Consider the following 21,254-nt stretch of genomic DNA (forward strand, 5'->3'; position numbering starts at 1 on the left):
AAAGCGAGAGCTACCCCCACAATTAAACGCCTGCGGGCGTTTTTTGTCGGCCCCTATTTGCCCCTCCCATGCAACGGAGGGTGATAAGAAAAAAAGGATGAAACAGAGCTATGAAAAAATCGTTAGTCGCTGTCAGCGTCATTGTCGTTCTTGGCGCAGCATGGACCGGGGCATCCTGGTACACCGGGAAACAGATCGAGCAGCACATGGGCGAAGTCGTCGACAACGCCAACGGCCAACTGAAAGCCTACCTGCCGAAAGCCGGCGTCAAGCTGAGCTATGAAAATTACCAGCGCGGCCTGTTCAGCAGTAAAGTGCGTTATGTGCTGCGTTCCGACGGCACGGATACCAGTGAAAATGCGGCGCTGAAAGCCGGTGAAGAAGTGGCGTTCCTGGAAACCATCGATCACGGTCCGTTCCCGTTCGCGCAGCTGAAAAAATTCAACCTGCTGCCGAGCATGGCGTCGGTGCATACCGAGCTGGAAAACACCCCGGCGGTGAAAGGCCTGTTTGAAACCACCAAAGGCAAATCGCTGTTTACCGCCGATTCGCGCATCTCGTACAGCGGCGATACCGCGTCCACCATCGACTTTATCCCACTGGACTACCAGAAGGATAAATCTTCGCTGAAATTCAGCGGCGCCACCATTGACGCCGATGTGTCCCGCGATCTGAAAAAATTCGCGCTGGACGCCAATAGCGACACTATCGTGTTCGCCAGCCCGAACGAATTCGGCCAAAACGAGCAGATCACCTTCCAGGGCTTCAACCTGAAAGGCAACAGCAACGAAAGCAAGTTCGGCGTGAAGGTCGGCGATCAGACGATGACGCTGAAGCAGTTCAAATTGACGATCGACGGTAAAGATACCGTGGCGTTGGACGGTTTCAATCTGGTGAGCAAGTTTGGCGAGCAAGGCAGCAGCAATATCGGCGGCCAGATCGACTACACCATGGACGCGCTCAAGGTGCAGGGCAACGACTTCGGTGCCGGTAAACTGACGCTGAAAATCGACAACGTCGACGGCAAGGCGCTGAAAGACTTCTCCGACAGCTACAACCGCCAAACCATGGCGCTGCTGCAGCAGGGCGAGAACCTGGATCCGGACGTCTACGAACAGCAGACCTCCGAGATGCTGCAAAAGAACCTGCCGCTGCTGCTGAAAGGCAACCCGAGCCTCAGCATCGCCCCGCTGAGCTGGAAAAACAGCAAGGGTGAGAGCGTCTTCACGCTGGATCTGGCGATGACCGATCCGAGCAAGGCCGCCTCCCCGGCACAATCGCCGGATCAGTTGATCGCGCAGGCGGTTAAAAAGCTGGATCTCAGCCTGACCATTCCGGAAGCGATGGCTACCGAAGTGACCGCGAAGACCGCCTTGTTGCAGGGCTATAATGCGGAAGACGCGCAGAAACTGGCGCAGCAGCAAGTGCAGGGCCTGGCGGCCATGGGTCAGATGTTCAAGCTGACCACCCAGAAAGACGGCGTGATCGCGAGCAAGTTCCACTACGCTGACAATCAGGTTGACCTGAACGGCAACAAGATGTCGCTGCAAGAGTTCATCGGCCAGTTCGCCATGCTGGGCGCCCCGGCGGAAGACGCTGAACCGGCTCAGGAAGCGGAACCCGCTCCGGCACCGGCGCAGTAATCGCCTGAAAACCTAACAAGGGCCCCCTGCGGGGCCCTTTTTATTTACGCCGCATAAACCGCATCGCGGATCTGCTGCGGGTAGCGGCCGCACATGCCCTCAAATGCGGTATTGGTCAAGACAACCACGCTCAGCTGCGCCTGTGGATCAAAGAACCAGCTGTGGCCGTAAACGCCGCCCCAGGTCAGCGTGCCGGCATGCTGCGGCGTCTGCGCGGCGTCTGGATCCACCAGCAGCGCGCCGCCAAAGCCGAAGCCCCAGCCCGGCCCTTGCGTTTGCGCCTCGGCGCCGACGTGCGGACTGCGCAGCAACGCCACCGTATCCGGCTGCAAAATGCCCTGCCCGCCGCTGCGCAGCGCCTCCACCAGCCGCAGCACGTCGTCGGCATCACCGACCATGCCCGCGCCGCCGGAGGGATAAGCCCCGGCGTTAAGCGCGCGCTCGGGTGAAAACAGCACCTCGCCCCCCGCCATCTCCTCCGGCAGCGCCACCCGCAGGCCTTCATACATGCGCAGTGGCCCTTGCGGGGTGTTGTAATACGGCGTCGCCAGGTTCGCGGCGTCCGTCGCATGGAATGCGGTGTTGCCAAGCCCCAGCGGCTGCGCCACCCATTCGACAAACAGTTGCGGCAGCGACATGCCCGTCACCCGCTCCAGCACCGCGCCAAGCACATCGATCGCCAGCGAATAATTGAAGCGCTCCCCCGGCGCCGACAGCAACGGCGCCTGCGCCAACAGCCGCAGGTTTTGCTCCAGCGTCAGCGTCGACAGCTCCACGCCGTCCTGGATCCCCAACTGATGGTAAACGCCCGCCGGCGGTTGGTTCAGCCGATAGTCCAGCCCGGCGGTATGGCTCAGCAAATGACGGATCTTGATCGTCGGGCGCCGGCCGTCCGCCAGCGCCGGGGTAAACCACGGCAGCCAGTCGCTGACCGCATCGTCCAAGCTCAGCTTGCCTTGCTCAATCAAACGCAACGCCGCCAGCGTGGTATAGGGTTTGGAAACCGACGACAGCCGAAACTGCGTTTCCCGCCGCATCGGTTGCCGCGCTTCGCGATCGGCATAGCCGGCCGCCCCGGCGTAGCAAATTTCGCCCCGCCGCGCCACCAGCACCACGCTGCCGACGATGCGCCCTTCGGCCATCGCCTGTTGATCGATCGCCGCGATCCGTTCTGTTAACGCCTGTTGTATTGCCGACATGATTTTAATCTCTCTGAGGGAAAGTAAAACCAGTCTAAAACGTTCTTCATAAATTAAAATAAGGCATAATTTAATGAATCATTAAGCACAGGTTATTGATAGATGAGTTCACTCCTGCAACTGCTGCCCTATTTCGAAGCCGTGGCACGCCTGGGCAACTTTACCCGCGCGGCCAGCCAACTGGGCGTCACGCCGCCGGCGGTGTCGCAAAACATTCAGGCGCTGGAGAATCAGCTGGGAGTGCGGTTATTTCACCGCACCAGCCGCTCAGTGCGCCTCAGCGACGAAGGCCGGTTGTTCTATCAGAAGGTGTCGCCGGCCATGGGCCAGATCGATGTGGCAGCGGACGATGTGCGCGCCCTGGGCGCACAGCCGGCAGGCCTGCTGCGCATTACGCTGCCGCAGCTGGCCGCTTCGCTGCTGGTAATGCCGCATCTGGCGGCGTTTCAGCGGCGCTATCCCGAGGTGCAGCTGGAGCTGTTTACCGAAGACCGCTTTTCCGATCTGGTGCTGGGCAGTTTCGATGCCGGCATTCGCATGCACGCCATGCTGCAAAAGGACATGATCGCCGTGCCGATCGATAACGGCCAGCGCCGGGTGCTGGTCGCTTCGCCTGACTATCTGGCGCGCTGCGGCGCACCGGCCACGCCGGACGATCTGCTCGCGCACCATTGCCTGCGCTACCGTTTTCCCGGCAGCGGCAAACTGGAACCCTGGTATTTCAGCCTGGGCGACGATGAACGCGCGCTGGACGTCAGCGGCAGTTTGATTTTTAACGAAGACAGGCTGATCAAGGATGCGGCATTGGCGGGGCTGGGTATCGCACAGCGTTTTCAGGGCACGGTGTTGCAGGAGCTGGCACAGGGGCAACTGGTGGAAGTGCTGCCGGGTTACGCCAGCGAAGCATCGGGATTTTTCATCTACTTCCCCGCCGGCAGACATCTGCCGCTCAAACTGCGCGCCTTTATCGATTTCATGCGCGAGCAACGTGAACGGCAGCATCGGTGGTAGGGGCGCCCCGCCGGCGCCCCTGATTGTCAGCGCTTCTCCAGCGCCTGGATGATGCGATAAGTCGCCTCGACCCGATCGTCGTTCGGGAACCATTTGTTGGCCAGCATCACCACGGCGATATTCTTCGCCGGGATGAACACCGCGTAGGTGGAGAAACCGCCGGTAGAGCCGGTTTTGTTATACCAGCCGGCGCGCAATTCCGGCTGCGGCGGCATGATGGCGGTAGCCGGCGTGCCATTCATGATCATCCCGGCGTTGTTGCCCTCGATCAAACGCGACAGTTTCACCGGATACGGGTAGTTCTCCCACATCAGATCCTGCGTGAACGCGCCCGCCTTATAATAGCCGACGTGCGTCCCGGCCAGCGCGTCGCGCCACGGCTGTGCGACCTTCACCTGCTGCAGGTTGGCGTCCAGATAGCGAATCAGATCGCGAGCGTTGGACTTGATGCCGTAAGACTCGGCGTCCAGCGGGCCGGGATTGACCCGCACCGGCTTATCGTCCTTGTTGTAACCCTGCGCATAGTTGGCCATCTGCGCCGCCGGCACCTGAACGTAGGTGTGGCTCATGCCCAGCGCCGGCAACATCCCCTGTTCCATCGCCTGGATAAACGGCTGGTCGAGGCTTTTGGCGGCGATCATGCCCAGCATGCCGATACCGAGATTGGAATAGACGCGGTAGCTGCCCGCCGGGTGTTTCGGCTGCCAGGCCCGGTAGTAGGCCATCAGTTGGGCGTTGTCGGTCACGTCGTCCGGCACGAACAGCGGCAGGCCGGAGGTATGCGTCGCCAGATTCAGCAGGCTGACGCCGTCGAAGGCGCTGCCGCGCAGCTCGGGCAGATAGCGGCTGGCCGGATCGTTGAACGACAGCTTACCCTGCTGCTGCGCATAGACCGCCAGCGTCGCGGTGAAGGTTTTGCTCAGCGAGCCCACTTCGAACAGCGTCTGCTCGGTGATCGGTTTGCCGGTCTGCTTCGAGGCCACGCCATACGGGTAAATCTGCTGTTTGCCGTCAACCGACACGGCGATCGCCATGCCCGGCACGCCATATTTTTTCATCAGCGGCTGAATAACGGCGTCGATATCCTGCTGCTGCGCGGCCTGTGCGGTCGGCAGGATCAGCGCGGCGATCAACGCGGCCGCCAGGCGGTTCATTTTCGTCATGATAGAAGCTCTCAGGTTGCAGGGCATCGGCCGCGGCCAAAAGTTTTTATTGGCGTTATGCACGGCGCTTTCCCTGGTTGATGGTGTCATTCCTTTACGGCTGCCGCGACGCTCTCAGCAGCCGCGCCAAATATCGGATTTTGCCGCCGGGTTGACAAGCGATAATAATTTCAGCCAGCATAAAGAAAAACTTATGGCTATCGACGATGCGCAATCGACTTCCCCTCAATGCCCTGCGGGCGTTCGAATCCTCCGCCCGCCACCTGAACTTCACCCGCGCCGGCCTGGAGCTGCGCGTCACCCAGGCCGCCGTCAGCCAGCAGGTGCGCATGCTGGAAGAACAGCTGGGCATTCAGCTGTTCCGCCGCCTGCCGCGCGGCCTGGATCTGACCGAAGAAGGCCAGGCGCTGCTGCCGGTGTTGAACGACGCCTTCGACCGCATCGAGGCGGTGCTGCAACAGTTCGAAGGCGGGCATTTCCACGAGGTGCTGACGGTGGCGGTGGTCGGCACCTTCGCCGTCGGCTGGCTGATGCCGAGGCTGGCGGCGTTCCGCACGGCGCACCCGTTTATCGATCTACGGGTGCTGACCCACAACAACCTGGTCAATCTGTCGGCCGACGGCATGGATTTCGCCATCCGCTTCGGCGAAGGCCTCTGGCCCGCCACCTGCAATATCAAGCTGTTCGACGCGCCGCTGACGGTGCTCTGCCCGCCGGCGGTCGCCGCGCGCCTGCGCACGCCGCAGGATCTGCAGCACGAGCAGCTGATGCGCACCTACCGCAAGGATGAATGGGAGCGCTGGTTCACGGCTGCGCAGGTGACGCCGTGGCGGATCAACGGCCCGGTGTTCGACTCGTCAAGACTGATGGTGGAAGGCGCGATCCAGTGCGACGGTGTGGCGCTGGCGCCGGTCAGCATGTTCCGCCGCGAACTGGCCGCCGGCGTGCTGCAGCGGCCGTTCGCCGCCGAGGCCGCGCTTGGCGCCTATTGGCTGACCCATTTGAAGTCGCGGGACCTGACGCCGGCGATGAAAACCTTTATCGGCTGGATCCGCCGGGAGGCGGAAGAGGAACTGCGGCGGGATTAGGCGGAGCCGCGCCGGATCAGCGTCGGCGGCAGAATGACGTTCTGCGCCGGCAGGTCGGCGTCACCGATGCGCTGCAGCAGGCGCGCGGCGGCGCTGCGCCCCACTTCCCGCGCCGAGCTGGAGACGAAGGTCAGCGGCGGCTCGGTCAGCTCGGCCTCCGGCACGTCGCCGAAGCCGATCAGCGCCACCTGCCGCCCGTAGTAAGCGTCAACCCCATCCGAGCCGATGCTGCGGCCGCTGCGCGTCAGGCCAAAATAGGCGCCAAGCGCCACCGAAGCCTTGTGGCAAACGACAGCGGTAATGTTCGGATAGTGGCGCAGCAGCTGTTCCGCCGCTTGCGCCGCCTCACGCTGCCGGCAATCGCACTCGACGATCCATTCGCTGCGAAACGGCAGGCCGTACTGCACCAGCGTGGCGCAAAAGCCGCCCAACCGCTCGGCACGCGTCAATGAGTCGCTCTGGCCGCCAAGGTAGGCGATTTGGCTGTGGCCGCGTTTGATCAAAAATTCGGTGGCCAGTTTGGCGGCCTGCATGTTGTCCGGCCGCACCACGTCCACCCCATCGAGACCGCTGGAGCGCGCCACGCAGACCAGCGGTACGCCCTGCTCGGCCGCCTTCTCCTTCAACCCAGCCGCCGCGCGAATGCCGCCGGCCAGCACGATACCGTCGACGCCCTGCGCCAGCAGCGCGTCAAACGCCCGCTGCAAGCCCTGGCCGTCGCGCCCGCTCTGGGTTAAAAACAGCAGTTTGTCGTGCGCCTCCAGCGCTTCGCTCAGTCCGGCGGTCATTTCGGCATAGAAGGGTTCGCAAATGTCGCGCAGAACGAGGCCGATCACCCCAGATTCACCGCCGCGCAGCGTCGCCGCCTGACGATTGCGCACGTAGCCCAGCTGCTCTATCGCCTGATTGACCTTCTCGACGGTGGTCGGCGAAATCCGCCCCTTACCGCTCAACACCAGGGAAACCGTGGTGACCGACACGCCCGCCTGCTGCGCCACATCGGTGATGGTGATTTTTTTGATGCTCATAGTCTCTGCGAACCCGTTCCTGGGCAACCCGCGCCGTAATGATCAAGGGTATACCGAATCCGTTAACTCAGTAAAACGTTTTACTGCCAGCCGCATTGTCGCCAAAAACCGGGCGGCAGATTTGTGATTGGTGGCGCATTTTTGCTAGGTAAAACGTTTTATCTTCTTTTTACCTAATCAGCAGTCCCCTTTTTGCTCGTCTTTTCGCCAGGAGAAGTCGGTTATGTCAGCAGCCAACAAACCCAAAATCACCCTCTGGGAGTTCTTCCAGAGCCTGGGCAAAACGTTCATGTTGCCCGTCGCCTTGCTCTCTTTCTGCGGCATCATGCTGGGGATCGGCAGCTCGCTGAGCAGCCGCGACGTGATCACCCTGATGCCGTTTATCGGCCACCCGATCTTCCAGCTGATCTTCACCTGGATGAGCAAGGTAGGCTCCTTCGCCTTCAGCTTCCTGCCGGTGATGTTCGCCATCGCCATTCCGCTGGGCATGGCGCGCGAAAACAAAGGCGTCGCCGCGTTCTCCGGTTTCGTCGGCTTCGCCGTGCTGAATCTGGGCACCAACTTCTACCTGACCGCCGCCGGCGTGCTGCCCACCAGCGATCCGCTGGTGCTGAAAGCCAACAATATCCAGAACATCCTCGGCATTCAGTCGATCGATACCGGCATCCTCGGCGCGGTGATCGTCGGCATCATCGTCTATCGCCTGCATGAACGCTTCCACACCATCCGCCTGCCGGACGCGCTGGCGTTTTTCGGCGGCACGCGCTTCGTGCCAATCGTCACCACCGTGGTGCTGGGCCTGTGCGGCCTGGTGATCCCACTGATCTGGCCGTGGTTCGCCGCCGGCATCACCGGGCTGGGCTGGGTGATCAACAGCGCCGGCGCCTTTGGCCCGATGCTGTTCGGCACCGGCGAACGCTTGCTGCTGCCGTTCGGCCTGCAGCACATTCTGGTGGCGCTGATCCGTTTTACCGAGGCGGGCGGTACGATGGAGGTGTGCGGCCACAGCGTCAGCGGCGCCCTGACCATCTTCCAGGCGCAGCTCTCCTGCCCGACCACCACCGGCTTCGCCGAGAGCGCCACCCGCTTCCTGTCACAGGGTAAAATGCCGGCGTTCCTCGGCGGCCTGCCGGGCGCGGCGCTGGCGATGTACCACTGCGCCAAGCCTGAGAATCGTCACAAAATCAAAGGGCTGTTGATTTCCGGCGTGGTGGCCTGCGTGGTCGGCGGCACCACCGAACCGATCGAATTTTTGTTCCTGTTCGTCGCGCCGTTCCTGTATCTGATCCACGCGCTGCTCACCGGGTTGGGCTTTACCGTGATGGCGCTGCTGGGCGTGACCATCGGCAACACCGACGGCAACATCATCGACTTCGTGGTGTTCGGCATTCTGCACGGCACCGCCACCAAGTGGTATCTGGTGCCGGTGGTGGCCGCCGTCTGGTTCGTCGGCTATTACGTCATTTTCCGCTTCGCCATCCAGCGCTTTAACATCAAAACGCCGGGCCGTGAGAGCGACAGCGCCGTCAGCCAAAGCGCGCCGAGCGGCGCGGTGGGCAAATCCGGCTACAACGTGCCGGCGATTCTGGCGGCCCTCGGCGGCCCGGGCAACGTTATCACGCTGGACAACTGCATCACCCGCCTGCGCCTGTCGGTCAACGACATGAGCCGGGTGGACGACGCGGCGCTGAAGGCCAACCGCGCCATCGGCGTAGTGCATCTCAACGACCATAATCTGCAGGTGGTGATCGGCCCGCAGGTGCAATCGGTGAAAGATGAATTAGACTCACTGATAGCCACGGCGCAACCTGCCGCGGCGCTGCAGGGAGCCACCCATGTTTGATTTCTCCACCCCGATCGACCGCCACGGCACCTGGTGCACCCAGTGGGACTATATCGCCGATCGTTTCGGCAGCGACGACCTGCTGCCGTTCACCATCTCCGATATGGATTTCGCCACCGCGCCGTGCATTCTCGAGGCGTTGCAGCAACGCCTGCAGCACGGCGTGCTGGGCTACAGCCGCTGGCAGCACGAAGATTTTCTCGGCGCGCTGCGCCACTGGTATCAGCAACGTTTCAACGTCGCCATCGACACCGCAACGGCGGTGTACGGCCCCTCCGTTATCTACATGGCGGCGCAGCTGATCCGCCAATGGTCCGTGCCGGGCGACTACGTGGTGACCCATACCCCGGCCTACGACGCCTTCTACAAGGTGATCCTCGCCAACCAACGCCAGCTGTTGGCCTGCCCGCTGCACAAAGCCGGCGACGACTGGCGCTGCGACATGGCGCACCTTGAGGCGTTGCTGGCGCGGCCGCAAACCAAGATCCTGCTGCTGTGCAGCCCGCATAATCCCACCGGCAAAGTGTGGCGCCGCGACGAGTTGCAGCAGATGGCCGAACTGTGCGAGCGCCACGACGTGCGCGTCATCAGCGACGAAATCCACATGGATATGGCATGGGGGGAACACCGCCATACGCCGTGGAGCCAGGTGGCGACCGGCGCCTGGGCCTTGCTGACCTCCGGCTCCAAGAGTTTCAATATCCCGGCGCTGACCGGCGCCTACGGCTTTATCAGCGATGACGCCAGCCGCGAAGCCTACTTCCAGCAGCTCAAATCCCGCGACGGCCTCTCCTCGCCGGCGGTGCTGGCGGTGGCGGCGCACGTGGCTGCCTATCGCCACGGCGAACCCTGGCTGGACGCCCTGCGCGACTATCTGCAGGATAATCTGAGCTACGTCGCCGAACGGCTGGAGCAGGCGTTTCCCGCGCTGGGCTGGCGCCCGCCGCAGGCCACCTACCTGGCCTGGATCGATCTGCGGCCGCTGTCCGTAGACGATCGGGCGCTGCAGCAGGCGCTGATCGAGCGCGAAAAGGTGGCGATCATGCCGGGCTTTACCTACGGCGAGGAAGGCCGCGGGTTCCTGCGTCTCAACGTCGGCTGCCCGCGCGGCAAGCTGGAGGCCGGAATGGACAAGCTGATCGCCGGGTTGAGGATGGTGCTGGGCGAGCAATAACGCGAGGGGGCGAGCCTCTGCCCGCCCCTCGGTTACGCCTGAACAGACGGAATTTCCTCCAGATGACGATAGACCGTCAATCCCCATTCGTTAGCCAACCGCACGTCGTTATCGGCTCCCGCAGATGCCCCTTCGATGCGATACACCGCCTGACACTGCGCAATCAGCCGATGGGCCACCGGGTAAAGAAACGCCTCGCTCACCGCATCGCCAACCTGAGTGGAGCCTGCCGCCGCCGCCAAAGGCAGCGCCAGCCATTCGCCGATCACCGGCACGTGTCCCCGCAGGTAAACCGCCAGCGCCGCCTGTTCCAGGCGCGCCAGATTGGCGGCGATACGCTGCGGATCGCCATCGGTGCCGCTGCGATAGGGGCCGGCGATCAGGATTTGTTGTGCTTTCATCGTTCTTCCTCCAACGTCCGGTTCAAGGCGACAAACTGCAGCAGCATGATGGTCTTGGCGTCAACGATCGCGCCCTGACGAATCGCCTGCAGGGCCTGCGCCAGCGGCAGCTCGATCACCTCCAGATCCTCGCCCTCCGCCGCCACTCCGCCGCCCTCGTTGACGCGATCGCCCGCCTGATATTCACCGATGAAAAAGTGCAGCTTCTCGGTGACCGAACCTGGGCTCATGTACGCCTCGAACACTTTCTCCACGTTCTGCACGAAATAGCCGGTTTCCTCTTCCGCTTCGGCTCTGATGCGCGCCTCCGGCGACGCGTTGTCCAGCAGCCCGGCGGCGGCCTCAATCAGCATGCCGTCATGACCGTTGACGAACACCGGAAAGCGGAACTGGCGCGTCAGGATCACCGTCTGCGCCTGCCGGTTGAATAGCAAAATCACCGCGCCGTCACCGCGATCGTAAGTCTCACGGCTTTGCCGCTGCCAGACGCCGTCGCGCCGCAGAAAATCAAAGGTGGTTTTTTTCAGCAGGTACCAGTCATCGGACAACACCCGGGTTTCGACAATGCGAACCCTGTCTTTGGTGGCTATCATCGGTTTACTCCGCCAGAGGAAGGAAATTGATACTATCGTGCAATTTCGTGTATGATAAAGATATTTCGTGCAAAACAAATTTGAGGGAAAAATGGCCATGTTGACCAGCCAGCGCAAGAAAATCATCCTGGAGAAACTGGCTCAGGACGGCCAGGTGTTGGCCAAGCAGCTCAGCGAGCTGTTCGGGCTGTCGGAAGACACTGTCCGGCGCGATCTGCGCGAACTGGACGCCGAGGGGTTGCTGCAGCGGGTGCACGGCGGCGCCCTGCCGGTTTCATCCGCCATCGCCAGCTTCGCCGAACGCAATCAGTTGGAATCCGGCGCCAAACGCGCGATCGCCAAAGCGGCGGCGGCGCTGATCGCCCCCGGCCAGGTGGTGATCATCGACGGCGGCACCACCTCCGCCGAGCTGGTCAGGCAGCTGCCGCTCAGCCTGAACGCCACCATCGTCACCCACAGCCCCAGCGTCGCCGTGGGCCTGGCCGATCATCCCACGGTGGAGGTGATCCTGATCGGCGGCCGGTTGTACAAGCATTCGATCGTCAGCGTCGGCGCCGCCGCGGTGGAAGCGATGTCGCATATTCGCGCCGATATCTATTTTATGGGCGTGACCGGCGTGCACCCCACTGCGGGGCTGAGCACCGGCGATCTGGAAGAGGCCTACATCAAGCGCGCGCTGGCGGCCCGCGCGGCGGAAACCGTGGTGCTGGCTTCCGCCGCCAAGCTTAACGCCGCCTCGCAGTATGCGATCGGTGACATTACGCTGGCGCATACCATCATCGTTGAACGCGCCACCGACGACGCATTGATCGCGCCGTTGCAGCAGGCGGGCGTCAGCGTGTTGAAAGCCTGATTCACGACGATAATGCGATACACCTCGCATTATTTGTGATTCAAGTCACTTTTTTTATGCAACGAGATGGCAATTTTCATTCATTTGTTTTTATACTGTTCTGCACTTTACCTACGATAATTAGCGAGTGCCCAGCATGATCGATCCCCGCCTACCGCTTACCGACATTCACCGCCATCTCGACGGCAACATCCGCGCGCAGACCATTCTCGACCTCGGTCGCCAGTTCAACCTCACCCTGCCGGCCAACGATTTGGAGAGCCTGCGCCCGCACGTGCAGATCACCCACGCCGAACCGGATCTGGTCAGCTTCCTGCAGAAACTGGACTGGGGCGTAGCGGTGCTGGGCGATCTGGACGCCTGCCGCCGGGTGGCCTACGAAAACGTCGAGGACGCCGCCAACGCCGGCCTGCACTACGCCGAGCTGCGTTTTTCCCCTTACTACATGGCGATGAAGCATCAGCTGCCGGTCGCCGGCGTGGTGGAAGCGGTGATCGACGGGATCCGCTCGGGCTGCCGCGATCGCGACATCGACATTCGCCTGATCGGCATCATGAGCCGCACCTTTGGCGAGGCCGCCTGTTTGCAGGAGCTGGAAGGGTTGCTGGCGCACCGCGACGGCATTACCGCACTGGATTTGGCGGGCGATGAGCTGGGCTTCCCCGGCAGCCTGTTCCTCAGTCACTTCAACCGTGCGCGCGACGCCGGCCTGCGCATCACCGTGCACGCGGGCGAAGCCGCCGGCCCGGAAAGCATCTGGCAGGCGATCCGCGAGCTGGGCGCCGAACGTATCGGCCACGGGGTGAAAGCGGTCAAAGATCCGGCGCTGATGGACTTCCTGGCGGAACACGGCATCGGCATCGAGTCCTGCCTGACCTCCAACATCCAAACCAGCACCGTGCCGTCGCTGGCGCAGCATCCGCTGGCCACCTTCCTGCGCCACGGCGTGCTGGCGTCGATCAACACCGACGATCCGGCGGTTCAGGGCATCGAGATCGAGCATGAATACCGCGTCGCCGCGCCGCAGGCCGGGCTGACGCCGGAAGAAATCCGCACCGCGCAGGAAAACGGCCTGAAGCTGGCCTTCCTCAGCGAGCAGGAAAAACAGGCGCTACGCGCCAAAGTTCAGGGCTAATCTCCCCAGGCGCCAAACGGCGCCTTCTTCTCATCCCCCGTCTTCTTCCGCCTGCTCGTCTTTATCGCTGTTTTCACCCCATCACTCTGTTGCAAGAGAGGAGATCCGCATGTCTGACAAACTACGCCGTATCGTGCTGACCGGCGGCCCGGGTTCGGGCAAAAGCACGCTCATCGACGTTCTTCATCGCCGCGGTTACCCGCATTCGCAGGAGGCGGGCCGGGCGATTATTCAGGATCAGGTGAGTATTGGCGGCAATGCGCTGCCGTGGGGCGATCGCCAGGCTTTCGCCGAGCGGATGCTCGATTGGGAACTGCGTTCATGGCGCGAAGCGACGGGCGCAACATGCTGGTTCTTCGATCGCGGCCTGCCGGATATCGCCGGTTACCTGACGCTGTGCGGATTATCGATCCCCGCCCCCTTAACAGCGGCGATCGACGCCTTTCGCTATGCCGATACGGTGTTCATCGCCCCGCCGTGGCGAGCGATTTATGCGCAGGACAGCGAGAGAAAACAGTCTTTCGCCGAAGCCGAGCAAACCTATCGGGCGATGGTGGCCATCTATCGCCGTTATGGCTATCGGCTGCAAGAGCTGCCGCGCGCCTCACCCGATGAGCGCGCCGACTTTCTGCTCGACGCGCTGGGCCACCGTTAGCGGCCTGCGGCCTATTTGGCCGCCAGCGCCTCCGCCTCGGCCCGCTGTTTGGCGGTTTTACGCGCATAGCGCTGCGCCAGCACCGCGCACACCATCAGTTGCACCTGGTGGAAAATCATCAGCGGCAGCACCATGGCGCCCACCGCCGCGGCCGGGAACAGCACGTTGGCCATCGGGATGCCGTTCGCCAGGCTCTTTTTCGAGCCGCAGAAGACGATGGTGATTTCATCGGCGGTGTTGAAGCCCAGCCAGCGCGCCGCGTAGGTGTTGATCACCAGCACCACCGTCAGCAGCACCAGCGACATCACCAGGATGGTCAGCAGCGACCAGCCGTCGATACGGTGCCAAATCCCTTCCACCACCGCCGCACTGAACGCGGTATACACCACCAGCAGGATCGACGAACGGTCGGTCAGGTTAATCAGTTTGCGATGGCGGTCGATCCACTTGCCGATCAGCGGCCGCGCCAGATGGCCGATCACGAACGGCACCATCAGTTGCAGAATGATTGAGCCAATGGCGTGCAGCACGTCGGTATTGCCGCCCTGGGTATGCATCAACGCCCCCACCAGCAGCGGCGACAGGAACACGCCAAGAATGCTGGACGCTGAGGCGCTGCAGATCGCCGCCGCCACGTTGCCGCCCGCCGCCGAGGTAAAAGCGATGGCCGACTGCACCGTGGCCGGCAGCGCGCACAGATAGAGGAAGCCGAGATAGACCGTCGGCGTCATGATGCCCGGCACCAGCAGGTTCATCGCCAGCCCGAGCAGCGGGAACAGCGCAAAGGTGCTGAGGAACACCAGCAGATGCAGCTTCCAGTGGCTCATGCCGGCGACGATCGCCTCGCGCGACAGCTTGGCGCCGTGCATAAAGAACAGCAGCGCGATGGCGGCGGTGGTCAGGTGTTCAAAGAAGGTTTTCCAGATGCCTTCGCAGGGGAACAGCGAGGCGACGATCACCACCAAAATCAGAACCAGCAAAAATTTATCAATGCGCAAACGCTGCAACCAGGACATGAAACGAATTTCCTTGCACGTAAAGTCGTAAAAAGGCCCGACGTTGCGCCGGGCACAGAGAAATGGGCGGTATCAAACCACCGGCAGCGCCTGCTGCAGCCGGGCCGATTCCAGCCCCAGTTCGATCAACGCCATCACCGCGATGGCGTCGGCGGCCGGCACCGGGTTTTCGCCTATGCCAGTGATCGCGTCGCGCACCGCCGCGTAATAAGCCGGATAATTGCCGGGAATGTTGAGCAGCGGCTGTTCCGCCAGCAGATCGTCACGTGACAGCGTCACCACGCCGTCGCGCATGTCATAGCCCCAATCGGCCTGCGGCAAGCGCTCGCCGGCCTTCAACCGGTCCTCCTGCGGATCCAGGCCATATTTGACGTAGCTGCCGCGGGTGCCGTGCACCACGTAGCGCGGGCTCTCCGCCGCCGCCAGCATGCTGGCGTGCAGCACCACGCGTCGATCGCCATAGTTCAGCAACGCGTGGAAATAGTCCACCGCCTGCGCCCCCGGCCGCAGCTCACCCAGATCGACGAACAGCCGCTCGGGTTTGCCGAAGAGTTGCAGCGCCTGATCGAGCAGATGCGGCCCCAAATCGAACCAGATGCCGCTGCCGGCGCCGCCCTGTTCGCGCCAGCGCTGGCGCACCTGTGGCCGGTAGCGATCGAAATGCGACTCGAAGTACACCACCTCGCCCAACGAACCGTCGTTCAGCAGCGCCTTAAGGGTAAGGAAATCGCTGTCCCAGCGACGGTTGTGGAACACCGACAGCAGTAAACCGCTCTGCTGCGCCTGCTGTTGCAGCGCCCGAGCTTGTGACAGCGTCACGGTGAAGGGTTTATCCACCACCACGTGCTTGCCGGCGGCCAGCGCCTGTTGCGCCAGCGGGAAATGAGTGTCATTAGGGGTGGGAATCACGATCAGATCGAGGGTCGGATCGGCGAACAGCGCTTGCGCATCGCCCACCACCGTCATCGACGGCCAGTCGGCGTGCACTTTGCCGGCATCGCTGCTGGAAACGGCGGCCAGTTCCAGCCCCGGCGTACCGGCGATTAGCGGCGCATGAAAGGTTTTACCGGCGTAGCCGTAACCGACCAGCCCGACACGAATTTTTTCAGCCATGGGATTTCCTCTTGCAGGCTCACGACAGACCCTTTCGATTTGACACCATGCGGCCGGATGGAACAAGAAGTAAATGAGATGTTAATTCAAAGCGAGGCCGGAGTAGCCAAACGTGCGGCCCGGCGTCGCGATGCCGAGCTATCCGCTTGATAGAGATGACGAAGCCTATATTACCCGCTAAGCTATGCCGCCTGTGATCCCCGATTCAATCAGGAAGCCGTTTTATGTCTCAAGCTGAATACTCTCGTATCGGCGGTTGGTTGCTGGCCCCGCTGGCCTATCTGATCGTTACCCTGCTCAGCGCCAGCCTGATGCTGCTCCTGTACGCCATGGCGATCTTCATGCCCGAGTCGCGCGACTATCTGTTGACCAACGCCCAGGCGTTTACCCTGCAATGGTACTTTTCGGTGCTGACCACGCTCTTGATGTGGGGCTTTACCCTGTGGCTGGTGTTTCTGTTCTGCCAGCGGTCGCAGCGCTTCCCTAAACTGTTCTTGTTATGGCTGCTGATCACGGTGATCCTGGCGGTGAAAGCCTTCGCCTTCGCGCCGGTGCCGGATGAAGTGGCGGTGCGCAGCCTCGGCTGGCCGCTGCTGATGGCGGCGCTGCTGGTGCCTTATATCAAGCGCTCGCAGCGGGTCAAAGGCACCTTTACCGAACGTTAAAGGCGGTTGCAGCACGTTTTATCGGGTGTTTTGTGTAAATTTTCGCCAAAAAAGGCAATACCCCTGCGATTCATATGTTGTCGTCCGGCCGCCGATTCCCGATAATAGGCGGCTTTTATTTTTTTAGGCATCGCAATGACCGAATACCTGCTCCTGTTTGTCGGCACCGTACTGGTGAACAACTTCGTTCTGGTGAAGTTTCTTGGCCTGTGCCCGTTCCTCGGCGTTTCCAAGAAGCTGGAAAGCGCCATCGGCATGGGAATGGCCACCACCTTCGTCATGACGCTGGCCTCCGTCAGCGCCTGGGTGATCAACACCTTTATTCTGGTTCCGCTGGATCTGGTGTACCTGCGCACGCTCTCCTTCATTCTGGTGATCGCCGTCGTCGTGCAGTTCACCGAGATGGTAGTGCGCAAAACCAGCCCGGCGCTCTACCGCCTGCTGGGCATCTTCCTGCCGCTGATCACCACCAACTGCGCGGTGCTTGGCGTGGCGTTGCTTAACGTCAACCTCGGCTACAACTTCCTGCAGTCCGCCGTTTACGGCTTTAGCGCCGCCGCCGGTTTCTCGCTGGTGATGGTGCTGTTCGCCGCCATTCGCGAACGTCTGGCGGTGGCCGACGTGCCGGCGCCGTTCCGCGGCTCCTCGATCGCGCTGATCACCGCCGGGCTGATGTCGCTGGCCTTTATGGGCTTTACCGGGCTGGTGAAATTCTAATGACTGCGTTGTGGATAGCTATCGCGGCTCTAAGCGCGCTCGGGCTGCTGTTCGGACTGGTGCTGGGCTACGCCGCGCGCCGTTTTGAGGTGGAAGAGGATCCGGTCGCCGAGCAGGTCGATGCGATCCTGCCGCAGAGCCAGTGCGGCCAGTGCGGCTACCCCGGCTGTCGCCCCTATGCCGAGGCGGTGGCCAACGGCGAGATGATCAACAAATGCGCGCCGGGCGGCGAACAGGTGATGCTGAAACTGGCGGAGCTGCTCAACGTCGAGCCGCAGCCGCTGGGCAGCGAAGCCGCCGCCGAGCCGGAGCGTAAAGTGGCCTATATCGACGAGGCCAACTGCATCGGCTGCACCAAGTGCATTCAGGCCTGCCCGGTGGACGCCATCGTCGGCGCCACCCGCGCCATGCATACCGTCATTACCGACCTCTGTACCGGCTGCGATCTGTGCGTCGCCCCTTGCCCTACCGACTGTATTGAAATGAGACCGGTCGCTACCACCACCGCCAACTGGAAGTGGGACATGAAGACGATCCCGGTGCAAGTGATCCACGTGGAGCAACATGCTTAATCTGTTCGCCGCCTTTAAAAAAGACCGGATCTGGGATTTCGACGGCGGGATCCATCCACCGGAAATGAAAACGCAGTCCAGCGGTGCGCCGCTGCGTGTCGCGCCCCTGCCCAAGACCTTTATCATTCCGCTGCAACAGCATCTGGGGCCGGAAGGCGAGCTGTGCGTCAGCGCCGGCGCTCGGGTGTTGAAAGGCCAGCCGCTGACCGTCGGCCGCGGCCGCACCGTGCCGGTGCACGCCCCGACCTCGGGCACCGTCAGCGCCATTACGCCGCACATCACCGCGCACCCGTCCGGGCTGACGGAGCTGTGCGTGATTATCGAGGCAGACGGGGAAGACCGCTGGTGCGAGCGCGATCCGGTGGCGGATTATCGCCAATCGCCCGCCGCGGAACTGATTCAACGTATTCATCAGGCCGGCATCGCCGGCCTGGGCGGCGCAGGTTTCCCGACCGCCAGCAAACTGCAAGGCGGCATGAGCGGCGTGGAAACGCTGATCCTCAACGCCGCCGAGTGCGAGCCTTACATTACCGCCGACGACCGTCTGATGCAGGAACATGCCGCTCAGATCATTGAAGGCACGCAGATCCTGCAACACATTCTGCAACCCAAGCTCACGTTGATCGGCATCGAAGACAATAAACCGGAGGCAATCGCGGCGCTGAAACAGGCGTTGCGCGGCCAGCCCGGCATTGCGCTGCGCGTCATCCCGACCAAATACCCGTCCGGCGGCGCCAAGCAGCTGACCAAAATTTTGACCGGCAAGGAAGTGCCGCACGGTAAGCACTCCTCCGCTATCGGCGTATTGATGCAAAACGTCGGCACCGCCTTCGCCATCAAGCGAGCGATCGTCGACGGCGAACCGCTGATTGAGCGCGTAGTGACCCTGACCGGCGAGGCGATCGAGCGCCCCGGCAATCTGTGGGCTCGCATCGGCACGCCGGTGCAGCACCTGCTCGACTTCGTCGGTTTCCGCCCGCAGGCGCAGCAGATGGTGGTCATGGGCGGCCCGCTGATGGGCTTCACCCTGCCCGCGCTGAACGTGCCGATCGTCAAGATCAGCAACTGCATTCTGGCACCGACGGTGGATGAAATGACGCCGCAGGAACCGGAGCAGTCCTGCATCCGCTGCGGCCTGTGCGTAGACGCTTGCCCTGCCGGGCTGCTGCCGCAACAGCTGTACTGGTTCAGCCGCGGGCAGGAGCACGACAAGGCGCGCAACCATAACCTGTTCGACTGCATCGAATGCGGTGCCTGCGCGTTCGTCTGCCCCAGCAATATCCCGCTGGTACAGTACTACCGGCAGGAAAAGGCCGAAATCAAGGCTATCGATCTGGAAGCGGCGCGCACCGCCGAGGCCAAGGCGCGTTACGAGGCTAAGCTGGCGCGTCTGGAGCGTGAAAAACTGGCGCGTGAAGAGCGACATAAAAAGGCCGCCGTCAAACTGACCGACGACGATCAGGGCGCAGTGCAGGCCGCGCTGGCGCGCGTGCGCAGCAAGAATGCCGAAGCGGCGGTTACGCCGGTCAACGGTCAGCAGCCGGATAACAGCGAGGTGATCGCTGCCCGCGAAGCACGTAAAGCGCAGGCGCGCGAACGTCGTGCCCAGCTGGCTGCCGAGGTGGAAACGGAAGCGCCACCGGCGACCGCCGGCGACGACGCGCGTAAAGCCGCCGTGGCCGCGGCGCTGGCCCGCGTGAAAGCGCGCAAAGAGGCGCCGGCGGCAAACAACTCCGCCCCGGCGGCAACAGAGGACGATCCGCGCAAAGCGGCGGTCGCGGCGGCACTGGCGCGCGTAAAAGCCAAGAAAGCGGCGCAGCAAGCGGATGCCCCTGCACCGACGGAACCGGCGCCGGCTGCAGCCGAAGAAGATCCGCGCAAGGCGGCAGTCGCGGCGGCACTGGCGCGCGTAAAAGCCAAGAAAGCGGCGCAACAGGCGGATGCCCCTGCATCGGCGGAACCGGCGCCGGCTGTAGCCGAAGAAGATCCGCGCAAAGCGGCGGTCGCGGCGGCACTGGCGCGCGTAAAAGCCAAGAAAGCGGCGCAGCAAGCGGATGCCCCTGCACCGACGGAACCGGCGCCGGCTGCCGCCGAAGAAGATCCGCGCAAGGCGGCGGTCGCGGCGGCTATCGCCCGCGCCAAGGCCAAGAAAGCGGCGCAGCAGGCGGATGCTCCTGCATCGGCGGAACCGGCGCCGGCTGTAGCCGAAGAAGATCCGCGCAAGGCGGCGGTCGCGGCGGCTATCGCCCGTGCCAAAGCCAAAAAAGCCGCCAGAGAATCGCTGGCGGCGGAAACGGAAGACAAATAATGATAGCGGCGCCTGGCTGACGCCAGGCGCCATTTAATCGATAGAAATCAGGTAGGTGTAATCCACTTCAATCTGACGCAGTTTGGATTCAGGATTCCACTCTTTGGTTTGAATGATCTCCATTTCCATACTGCCGCGCACTTTATCCTTCAACCCCGGCATCACATGCGACATCAGATAGCCGAAAAACTGCAAACACTCTTTCGCCGACCCCTTATGGTTGATAGAGATAAACTCGCGGCTCGGCAAATGGAAGGTGTCTATCTGATGGTTGGAAAGAATATCCTTTCTGTGTTCAGGATCAACCGCCATCACCAGCGTGGATGAGAGCTCGTCGCCCTCCCCGGCATGAGGGGAGTAGATGCTGTAAATCCGCCGACAGTCGACGTGCAGCCCCTTGAAGAAGTCGTTGAAAATCTCGTCCTTCATCGCCATGCAGGAAGAGTACTCCAGCTCCTGTTCGGAGGCGAAATCCAGCCGGCGCGTGAAGCCGACCAGCTGCATGTCGGGCAGCGTCAGCCGCTTCACTTCCGGGTAATAACCGGCGCCGTAGCTGGCTTCGAAGTTAAAGCGCGGCATCAGGTTTTTCACGTCCCAGTGCTCCATCGAGCGGTAGCGATTGGGGGTGGTGCCGAAGCGCTGCTTGAACATGCGGGTAAAGGTCTGCTGAGAGTCGAAGCCCAGCTCATCGGAGATGTCGATGATGGAGCGACGAGTAATGCGCAACGCCACCGCGGCGCGCGTCAGGATGCGCGAACGGATATAGGTGGCGAGTTGAATGCCGGTAATACGCTTGAATTTACGCTGCAGGTGCCACTTGGAATAGCCCGAAATACGCGCGACTTCATCCAGGTTTGGCCGTTTCTCCAGATGTATCTCCACCCACTCAATTAGCTCTTCAATAAAAAAAATGTCTTCATTTGTCATTATTATGGATTCACTGACTCAATAATGTTCGCGATAGTAACCTACACGGATTATGTGAAAGTTGTTATTTTGTGCGGAAATCTGGAGAAAAATGATATCTCATTCAGACGTTTACCCCATTTTCCGCGGTCGATGGCGGCACAAGTTCCA

General features: G+C 62.0%; 20 protein-coding genes. 12 read left to right on the forward strand and 8 right to left on the reverse strand.

Translation table 11 applies throughout. The features are described from left to right. Positions 1 to 110: 110 nt before the first annotated feature. Positions 111 to 1,643, forward strand: coding sequence for a YdgA family protein (locus ACMGF9_RS12435; RefSeq protein WP_118911589.1), 1,533 nt, complete (start codon positions 111 to 113; stop codon positions 1,641 to 1,643). A 44-nt stretch (positions 1,644 to 1,687) separates the two neighbouring features. On the opposite strand, the gene ACMGF9_RS12440 is transcribed toward ACMGF9_RS12435, so the two are convergent. Then, a complete protein-coding gene (locus ACMGF9_RS12440; RefSeq protein WP_118892076.1) occupies positions 1,688 to 2,842 on the reverse strand; it encodes a serine hydrolase domain-containing protein in 1,155 nt (384 codons plus the stop codon). Between the two features lie 102 nt (positions 2,843 to 2,944). Between ACMGF9_RS12440 and ACMGF9_RS12445 the strand changes: the two genes are divergently transcribed. Next, positions 2,945 to 3,853: a LysR family transcriptional regulator gene (locus tag ACMGF9_RS12445; RefSeq protein WP_021505436.1), complete on the forward strand. Its 909-nt coding sequence runs from the start codon at positions 2,945 to 2,947 to the stop codon at positions 3,851 to 3,853. A 26-nt stretch (positions 3,854 to 3,879) separates the two neighbouring features. On the opposite strand, the gene blaSRT is transcribed toward ACMGF9_RS12445, so the two are convergent. Further along, positions 3,880 to 5,016, reverse strand: coding sequence for an SRT/SST family class C beta-lactamase (gene blaSRT / locus ACMGF9_RS12450; RefSeq protein WP_118892693.1), 1,137 nt, complete (start codon positions 5,014 to 5,016; stop codon positions 3,880 to 3,882). A gap of 206 nt (positions 5,017 to 5,222) precedes the next feature. Here blaSRT and ACMGF9_RS12455 point away from each other — a divergent pair, with 206 nt between their 5' ends. Next, entirely contained in the window at positions 5,223 to 6,104 is an 882-nt protein-coding gene (locus ACMGF9_RS12455; RefSeq protein ID WP_021505437.1) for a LysR family transcriptional regulator, read from the forward strand. Here ACMGF9_RS12455 and ACMGF9_RS12460 read toward each other — a convergent pair. Further along, positions 6,101 to 7,132: a Mal regulon transcriptional regulator MalI gene (locus tag ACMGF9_RS12460; RefSeq protein ID WP_015377763.1), complete on the reverse strand. Its 1,032-nt coding sequence runs from the start codon at positions 7,130 to 7,132 to the stop codon at positions 6,101 to 6,103. The genes ACMGF9_RS12455 and ACMGF9_RS12460 overlap by 4 nt on opposite strands. 223 nt (positions 7,133 to 7,355) lie before the next feature. On the opposite strand from ACMGF9_RS12460, the gene malX reads away from it, so the two are divergent. Continuing rightward, on the forward strand, positions 7,356 to 8,975 hold the full coding sequence (malX, locus tag ACMGF9_RS12465) for a maltose/glucose-specific PTS transporter subunit IIBC (RefSeq protein WP_021505438.1): 1,620 nt from the start codon (positions 7,356 to 7,358) through the stop codon (positions 8,973 to 8,975). After that, on the forward strand, positions 8,968 to 10,149 hold the full coding sequence (locus ACMGF9_RS12470; RefSeq protein WP_015377761.1) for a MalY/PatB family protein: 1,182 nt from the start codon (positions 8,968 to 8,970) through the stop codon (positions 10,147 to 10,149). Before malX ends, ACMGF9_RS12470 begins: the two co-directional genes overlap by 8 nt. A 32-nt stretch (positions 10,150 to 10,181) precedes the next feature. Here the strand turns inward: ACMGF9_RS12470 and ACMGF9_RS12475 are convergent, their stop codons facing one another. Next, positions 10,182 to 10,550: a hypothetical protein gene (locus tag ACMGF9_RS12475; protein ID WP_015377760.1), complete on the reverse strand. Its 369-nt coding sequence runs from the start codon at positions 10,548 to 10,550 to the stop codon at positions 10,182 to 10,184. Next, the gene (locus tag ACMGF9_RS12480) at positions 10,547 to 11,143 is read right to left on the reverse strand and encodes an NUDIX domain-containing protein (protein ID WP_076740264.1); all 597 of its coding nucleotides are present in this window, start codon (positions 11,141 to 11,143) and stop codon (positions 10,547 to 10,549) included. The genes ACMGF9_RS12475 and ACMGF9_RS12480 overlap by 4 nt, the downstream gene beginning before the upstream one ends. 97 nt (positions 11,144 to 11,240) lie before the next feature. Here ACMGF9_RS12480 and ACMGF9_RS12485 point away from each other — a divergent pair, with 97 nt between their 5' ends. The 3 genes from ACMGF9_RS12485 (at position 11,241) to ACMGF9_RS12495 (ending at position 13,786) form a co-directional block, all read left to right on the forward strand. After that, positions 11,241 to 11,996, forward strand: coding sequence for a DeoR/GlpR family DNA-binding transcription regulator (locus tag ACMGF9_RS12485; RefSeq protein ID WP_049241210.1), 756 nt, complete (start codon positions 11,241 to 11,243; stop codon positions 11,994 to 11,996). A 136-nt stretch (positions 11,997 to 12,132) separates the two neighbouring features. Then, positions 12,133 to 13,131: an adenosine deaminase gene (gene add, locus ACMGF9_RS12490; protein WP_118892078.1), complete on the forward strand. Its 999-nt coding sequence runs from the start codon at positions 12,133 to 12,135 to the stop codon at positions 13,129 to 13,131. Positions 13,132 to 13,240: 109 nt separating this feature from the next. Further along, a complete protein-coding gene (locus ACMGF9_RS12495) occupies positions 13,241 to 13,786 on the forward strand; it encodes an AAA family ATPase (RefSeq protein WP_021505442.1) in 546 nt (181 codons plus the stop codon). An 11-nt stretch (positions 13,787 to 13,797) separates the two neighbouring features. Here the strand turns inward: ACMGF9_RS12495 and ACMGF9_RS12500 are convergent, their stop codons facing one another. After that, positions 13,798 to 14,802 carry a bile acid:sodium symporter family protein gene (locus ACMGF9_RS12500; RefSeq protein WP_004938453.1) on the reverse strand — a complete coding sequence of 335 codons (1,005 nt, stop codon included), beginning with the start codon at positions 14,800 to 14,802 and terminating at the stop codon, positions 13,798 to 13,800. A gap of 72 nt (positions 14,803 to 14,874) precedes the next feature. After that, on the reverse strand, positions 14,875 to 15,915 hold the full coding sequence (locus ACMGF9_RS12505) for an oxidoreductase (protein WP_118892079.1): 1,041 nt from the start codon (positions 15,913 to 15,915) through the stop codon (positions 14,875 to 14,877). A 224-nt stretch (positions 15,916 to 16,139) separates the two neighbouring features. Between ACMGF9_RS12505 and ACMGF9_RS12510 the strand changes: the two genes are divergently transcribed. The 4 genes from ACMGF9_RS12510 (at position 16,140) to rsxC (ending at position 20,177) form a co-directional block, all read left to right on the forward strand. Further along, positions 16,140 to 16,580 carry a DUF2569 domain-containing protein gene (locus tag ACMGF9_RS12510; protein ID WP_004938446.1) on the forward strand — a complete coding sequence of 147 codons (441 nt, stop codon included), beginning with the start codon at positions 16,140 to 16,142 and terminating at the stop codon, positions 16,578 to 16,580. Between the two features lie 135 nt (positions 16,581 to 16,715). Continuing rightward, positions 16,716 to 17,297: an electron transport complex subunit RsxA gene (gene rsxA, locus ACMGF9_RS12515; RefSeq protein WP_004938443.1), complete on the forward strand. Its 582-nt coding sequence runs from the start codon at positions 16,716 to 16,718 to the stop codon at positions 17,295 to 17,297. Further along, on the forward strand, positions 17,297 to 17,869 hold the full coding sequence (gene rsxB, locus ACMGF9_RS12520) for an electron transport complex subunit RsxB (protein WP_004938428.1): 573 nt from the start codon (positions 17,297 to 17,299) through the stop codon (positions 17,867 to 17,869). The genes rsxA and rsxB overlap by 1 nt, the downstream gene beginning before the upstream one ends. Beyond that, complete coding sequence (gene rsxC / locus ACMGF9_RS12525) at positions 17,862 to 20,177, forward strand: electron transport complex subunit RsxC (RefSeq protein WP_118911588.1); 2,316 nt, start codon at positions 17,862 to 17,864, stop codon at positions 20,175 to 20,177. The genes rsxB and rsxC overlap by 8 nt, the downstream gene beginning before the upstream one ends. 33 nt (positions 20,178 to 20,210) lie before the next feature. Here the strand turns inward: rsxC and ACMGF9_RS12530 are convergent, their stop codons facing one another. Beyond that, the gene (locus ACMGF9_RS12530) at positions 20,211 to 21,104 is read right to left on the reverse strand and encodes a helix-turn-helix domain-containing protein (protein ID WP_004938420.1); all 894 of its coding nucleotides are present in this window, start codon (positions 21,102 to 21,104) and stop codon (positions 20,211 to 20,213) included. Between the last annotated feature and the right edge of the window lie 150 nt (positions 21,105 to 21,254).

Origin of the sequence: Serratia sp. BNK-23, from assembly GCF_047456145.1 — a bacterium.
In the GTDB taxonomy this organism is placed as follows: Bacteria; Pseudomonadota; Gammaproteobacteria; order Enterobacterales; family Enterobacteriaceae; genus Serratia; species Serratia nematodiphila.

What these genes read in the sequence shown, in the direction of transcription:
- ACMGF9_RS12435 (WP_118911589.1), top strand. Translation starts at nt 111, where the DNA reads ATGAAAAAATCGTTAGTCGCTGTCAGCGTCATTGTCGTTCTTGGCGCA.
- ACMGF9_RS12440 (WP_118892076.1), bottom strand. Translation starts at nt 2,842, where the DNA reads ATGTCGGCAATACAACAGGCGTTAACAGAACGGATCGCGGCGATCGAT.
- ACMGF9_RS12445 (WP_021505436.1), top strand. Translation starts at nt 2,945, where the DNA reads ATGAGTTCACTCCTGCAACTGCTGCCCTATTTCGAAGCCGTGGCACGC.
- blaSRT (WP_118892693.1), bottom strand. Translation starts at nt 5,016, where the DNA reads ATGACGAAAATGAACCGCCTGGCGGCCGCGTTGATCGCCGCGCTGATC.
- ACMGF9_RS12455 (WP_021505437.1), top strand. Translation starts at nt 5,223, where the DNA reads ATGCGCAATCGACTTCCCCTCAATGCCCTGCGGGCGTTCGAATCCTCC.
- ACMGF9_RS12460 (WP_015377763.1), bottom strand. Translation starts at nt 7,132, where the DNA reads ATGAGCATCAAAAAAATCACCATCACCGATGTGGCGCAGCAGGCGGGC.
- malX (WP_021505438.1), top strand. Translation starts at nt 7,356, where the DNA reads ATGTCAGCAGCCAACAAACCCAAAATCACCCTCTGGGAGTTCTTCCAG.
- ACMGF9_RS12470 (WP_015377761.1), top strand. Translation starts at nt 8,968, where the DNA reads ATGTTTGATTTCTCCACCCCGATCGACCGCCACGGCACCTGGTGCACC.
- ACMGF9_RS12475 (WP_015377760.1), bottom strand. Translation starts at nt 10,550, where the DNA reads ATGAAAGCACAACAAATCCTGATCGCCGGCCCCTATCGCAGCGGCACC.
- ACMGF9_RS12480 (WP_076740264.1), bottom strand. Translation starts at nt 11,143, where the DNA reads ATGATAGCCACCAAAGACAGGGTTCGCATTGTCGAAACCCGGGTGTTG.
- ACMGF9_RS12485 (WP_049241210.1), top strand. Translation starts at nt 11,241, where the DNA reads ATGTTGACCAGCCAGCGCAAGAAAATCATCCTGGAGAAACTGGCTCAG.
- add (WP_118892078.1), top strand. Translation starts at nt 12,133, where the DNA reads ATGATCGATCCCCGCCTACCGCTTACCGACATTCACCGCCATCTCGAC.
- ACMGF9_RS12495 (WP_021505442.1), top strand. Translation starts at nt 13,241, where the DNA reads ATGTCTGACAAACTACGCCGTATCGTGCTGACCGGCGGCCCGGGTTCG.
- ACMGF9_RS12500 (WP_004938453.1), bottom strand. Translation starts at nt 14,802, where the DNA reads ATGTCCTGGTTGCAGCGTTTGCGCATTGATAAATTTTTGCTGGTTCTG.
- ACMGF9_RS12505 (WP_118892079.1), bottom strand. Translation starts at nt 15,915, where the DNA reads ATGGCTGAAAAAATTCGTGTCGGGCTGGTCGGTTACGGCTACGCCGGT.
- ACMGF9_RS12510 (WP_004938446.1), top strand. Translation starts at nt 16,140, where the DNA reads ATGTCTCAAGCTGAATACTCTCGTATCGGCGGTTGGTTGCTGGCCCCG.
- rsxA (WP_004938443.1), top strand. Translation starts at nt 16,716, where the DNA reads ATGACCGAATACCTGCTCCTGTTTGTCGGCACCGTACTGGTGAACAAC.
- rsxB (WP_004938428.1), top strand. Translation starts at nt 17,297, where the DNA reads ATGACTGCGTTGTGGATAGCTATCGCGGCTCTAAGCGCGCTCGGGCTG.
- rsxC (WP_118911588.1), top strand. Translation starts at nt 17,862, where the DNA reads ATGCTTAATCTGTTCGCCGCCTTTAAAAAAGACCGGATCTGGGATTTC.
- ACMGF9_RS12530 (WP_004938420.1), bottom strand. Translation starts at nt 21,104, where the DNA reads ATGACAAATGAAGACATTTTTTTTATTGAAGAGCTAATTGAGTGGGTG.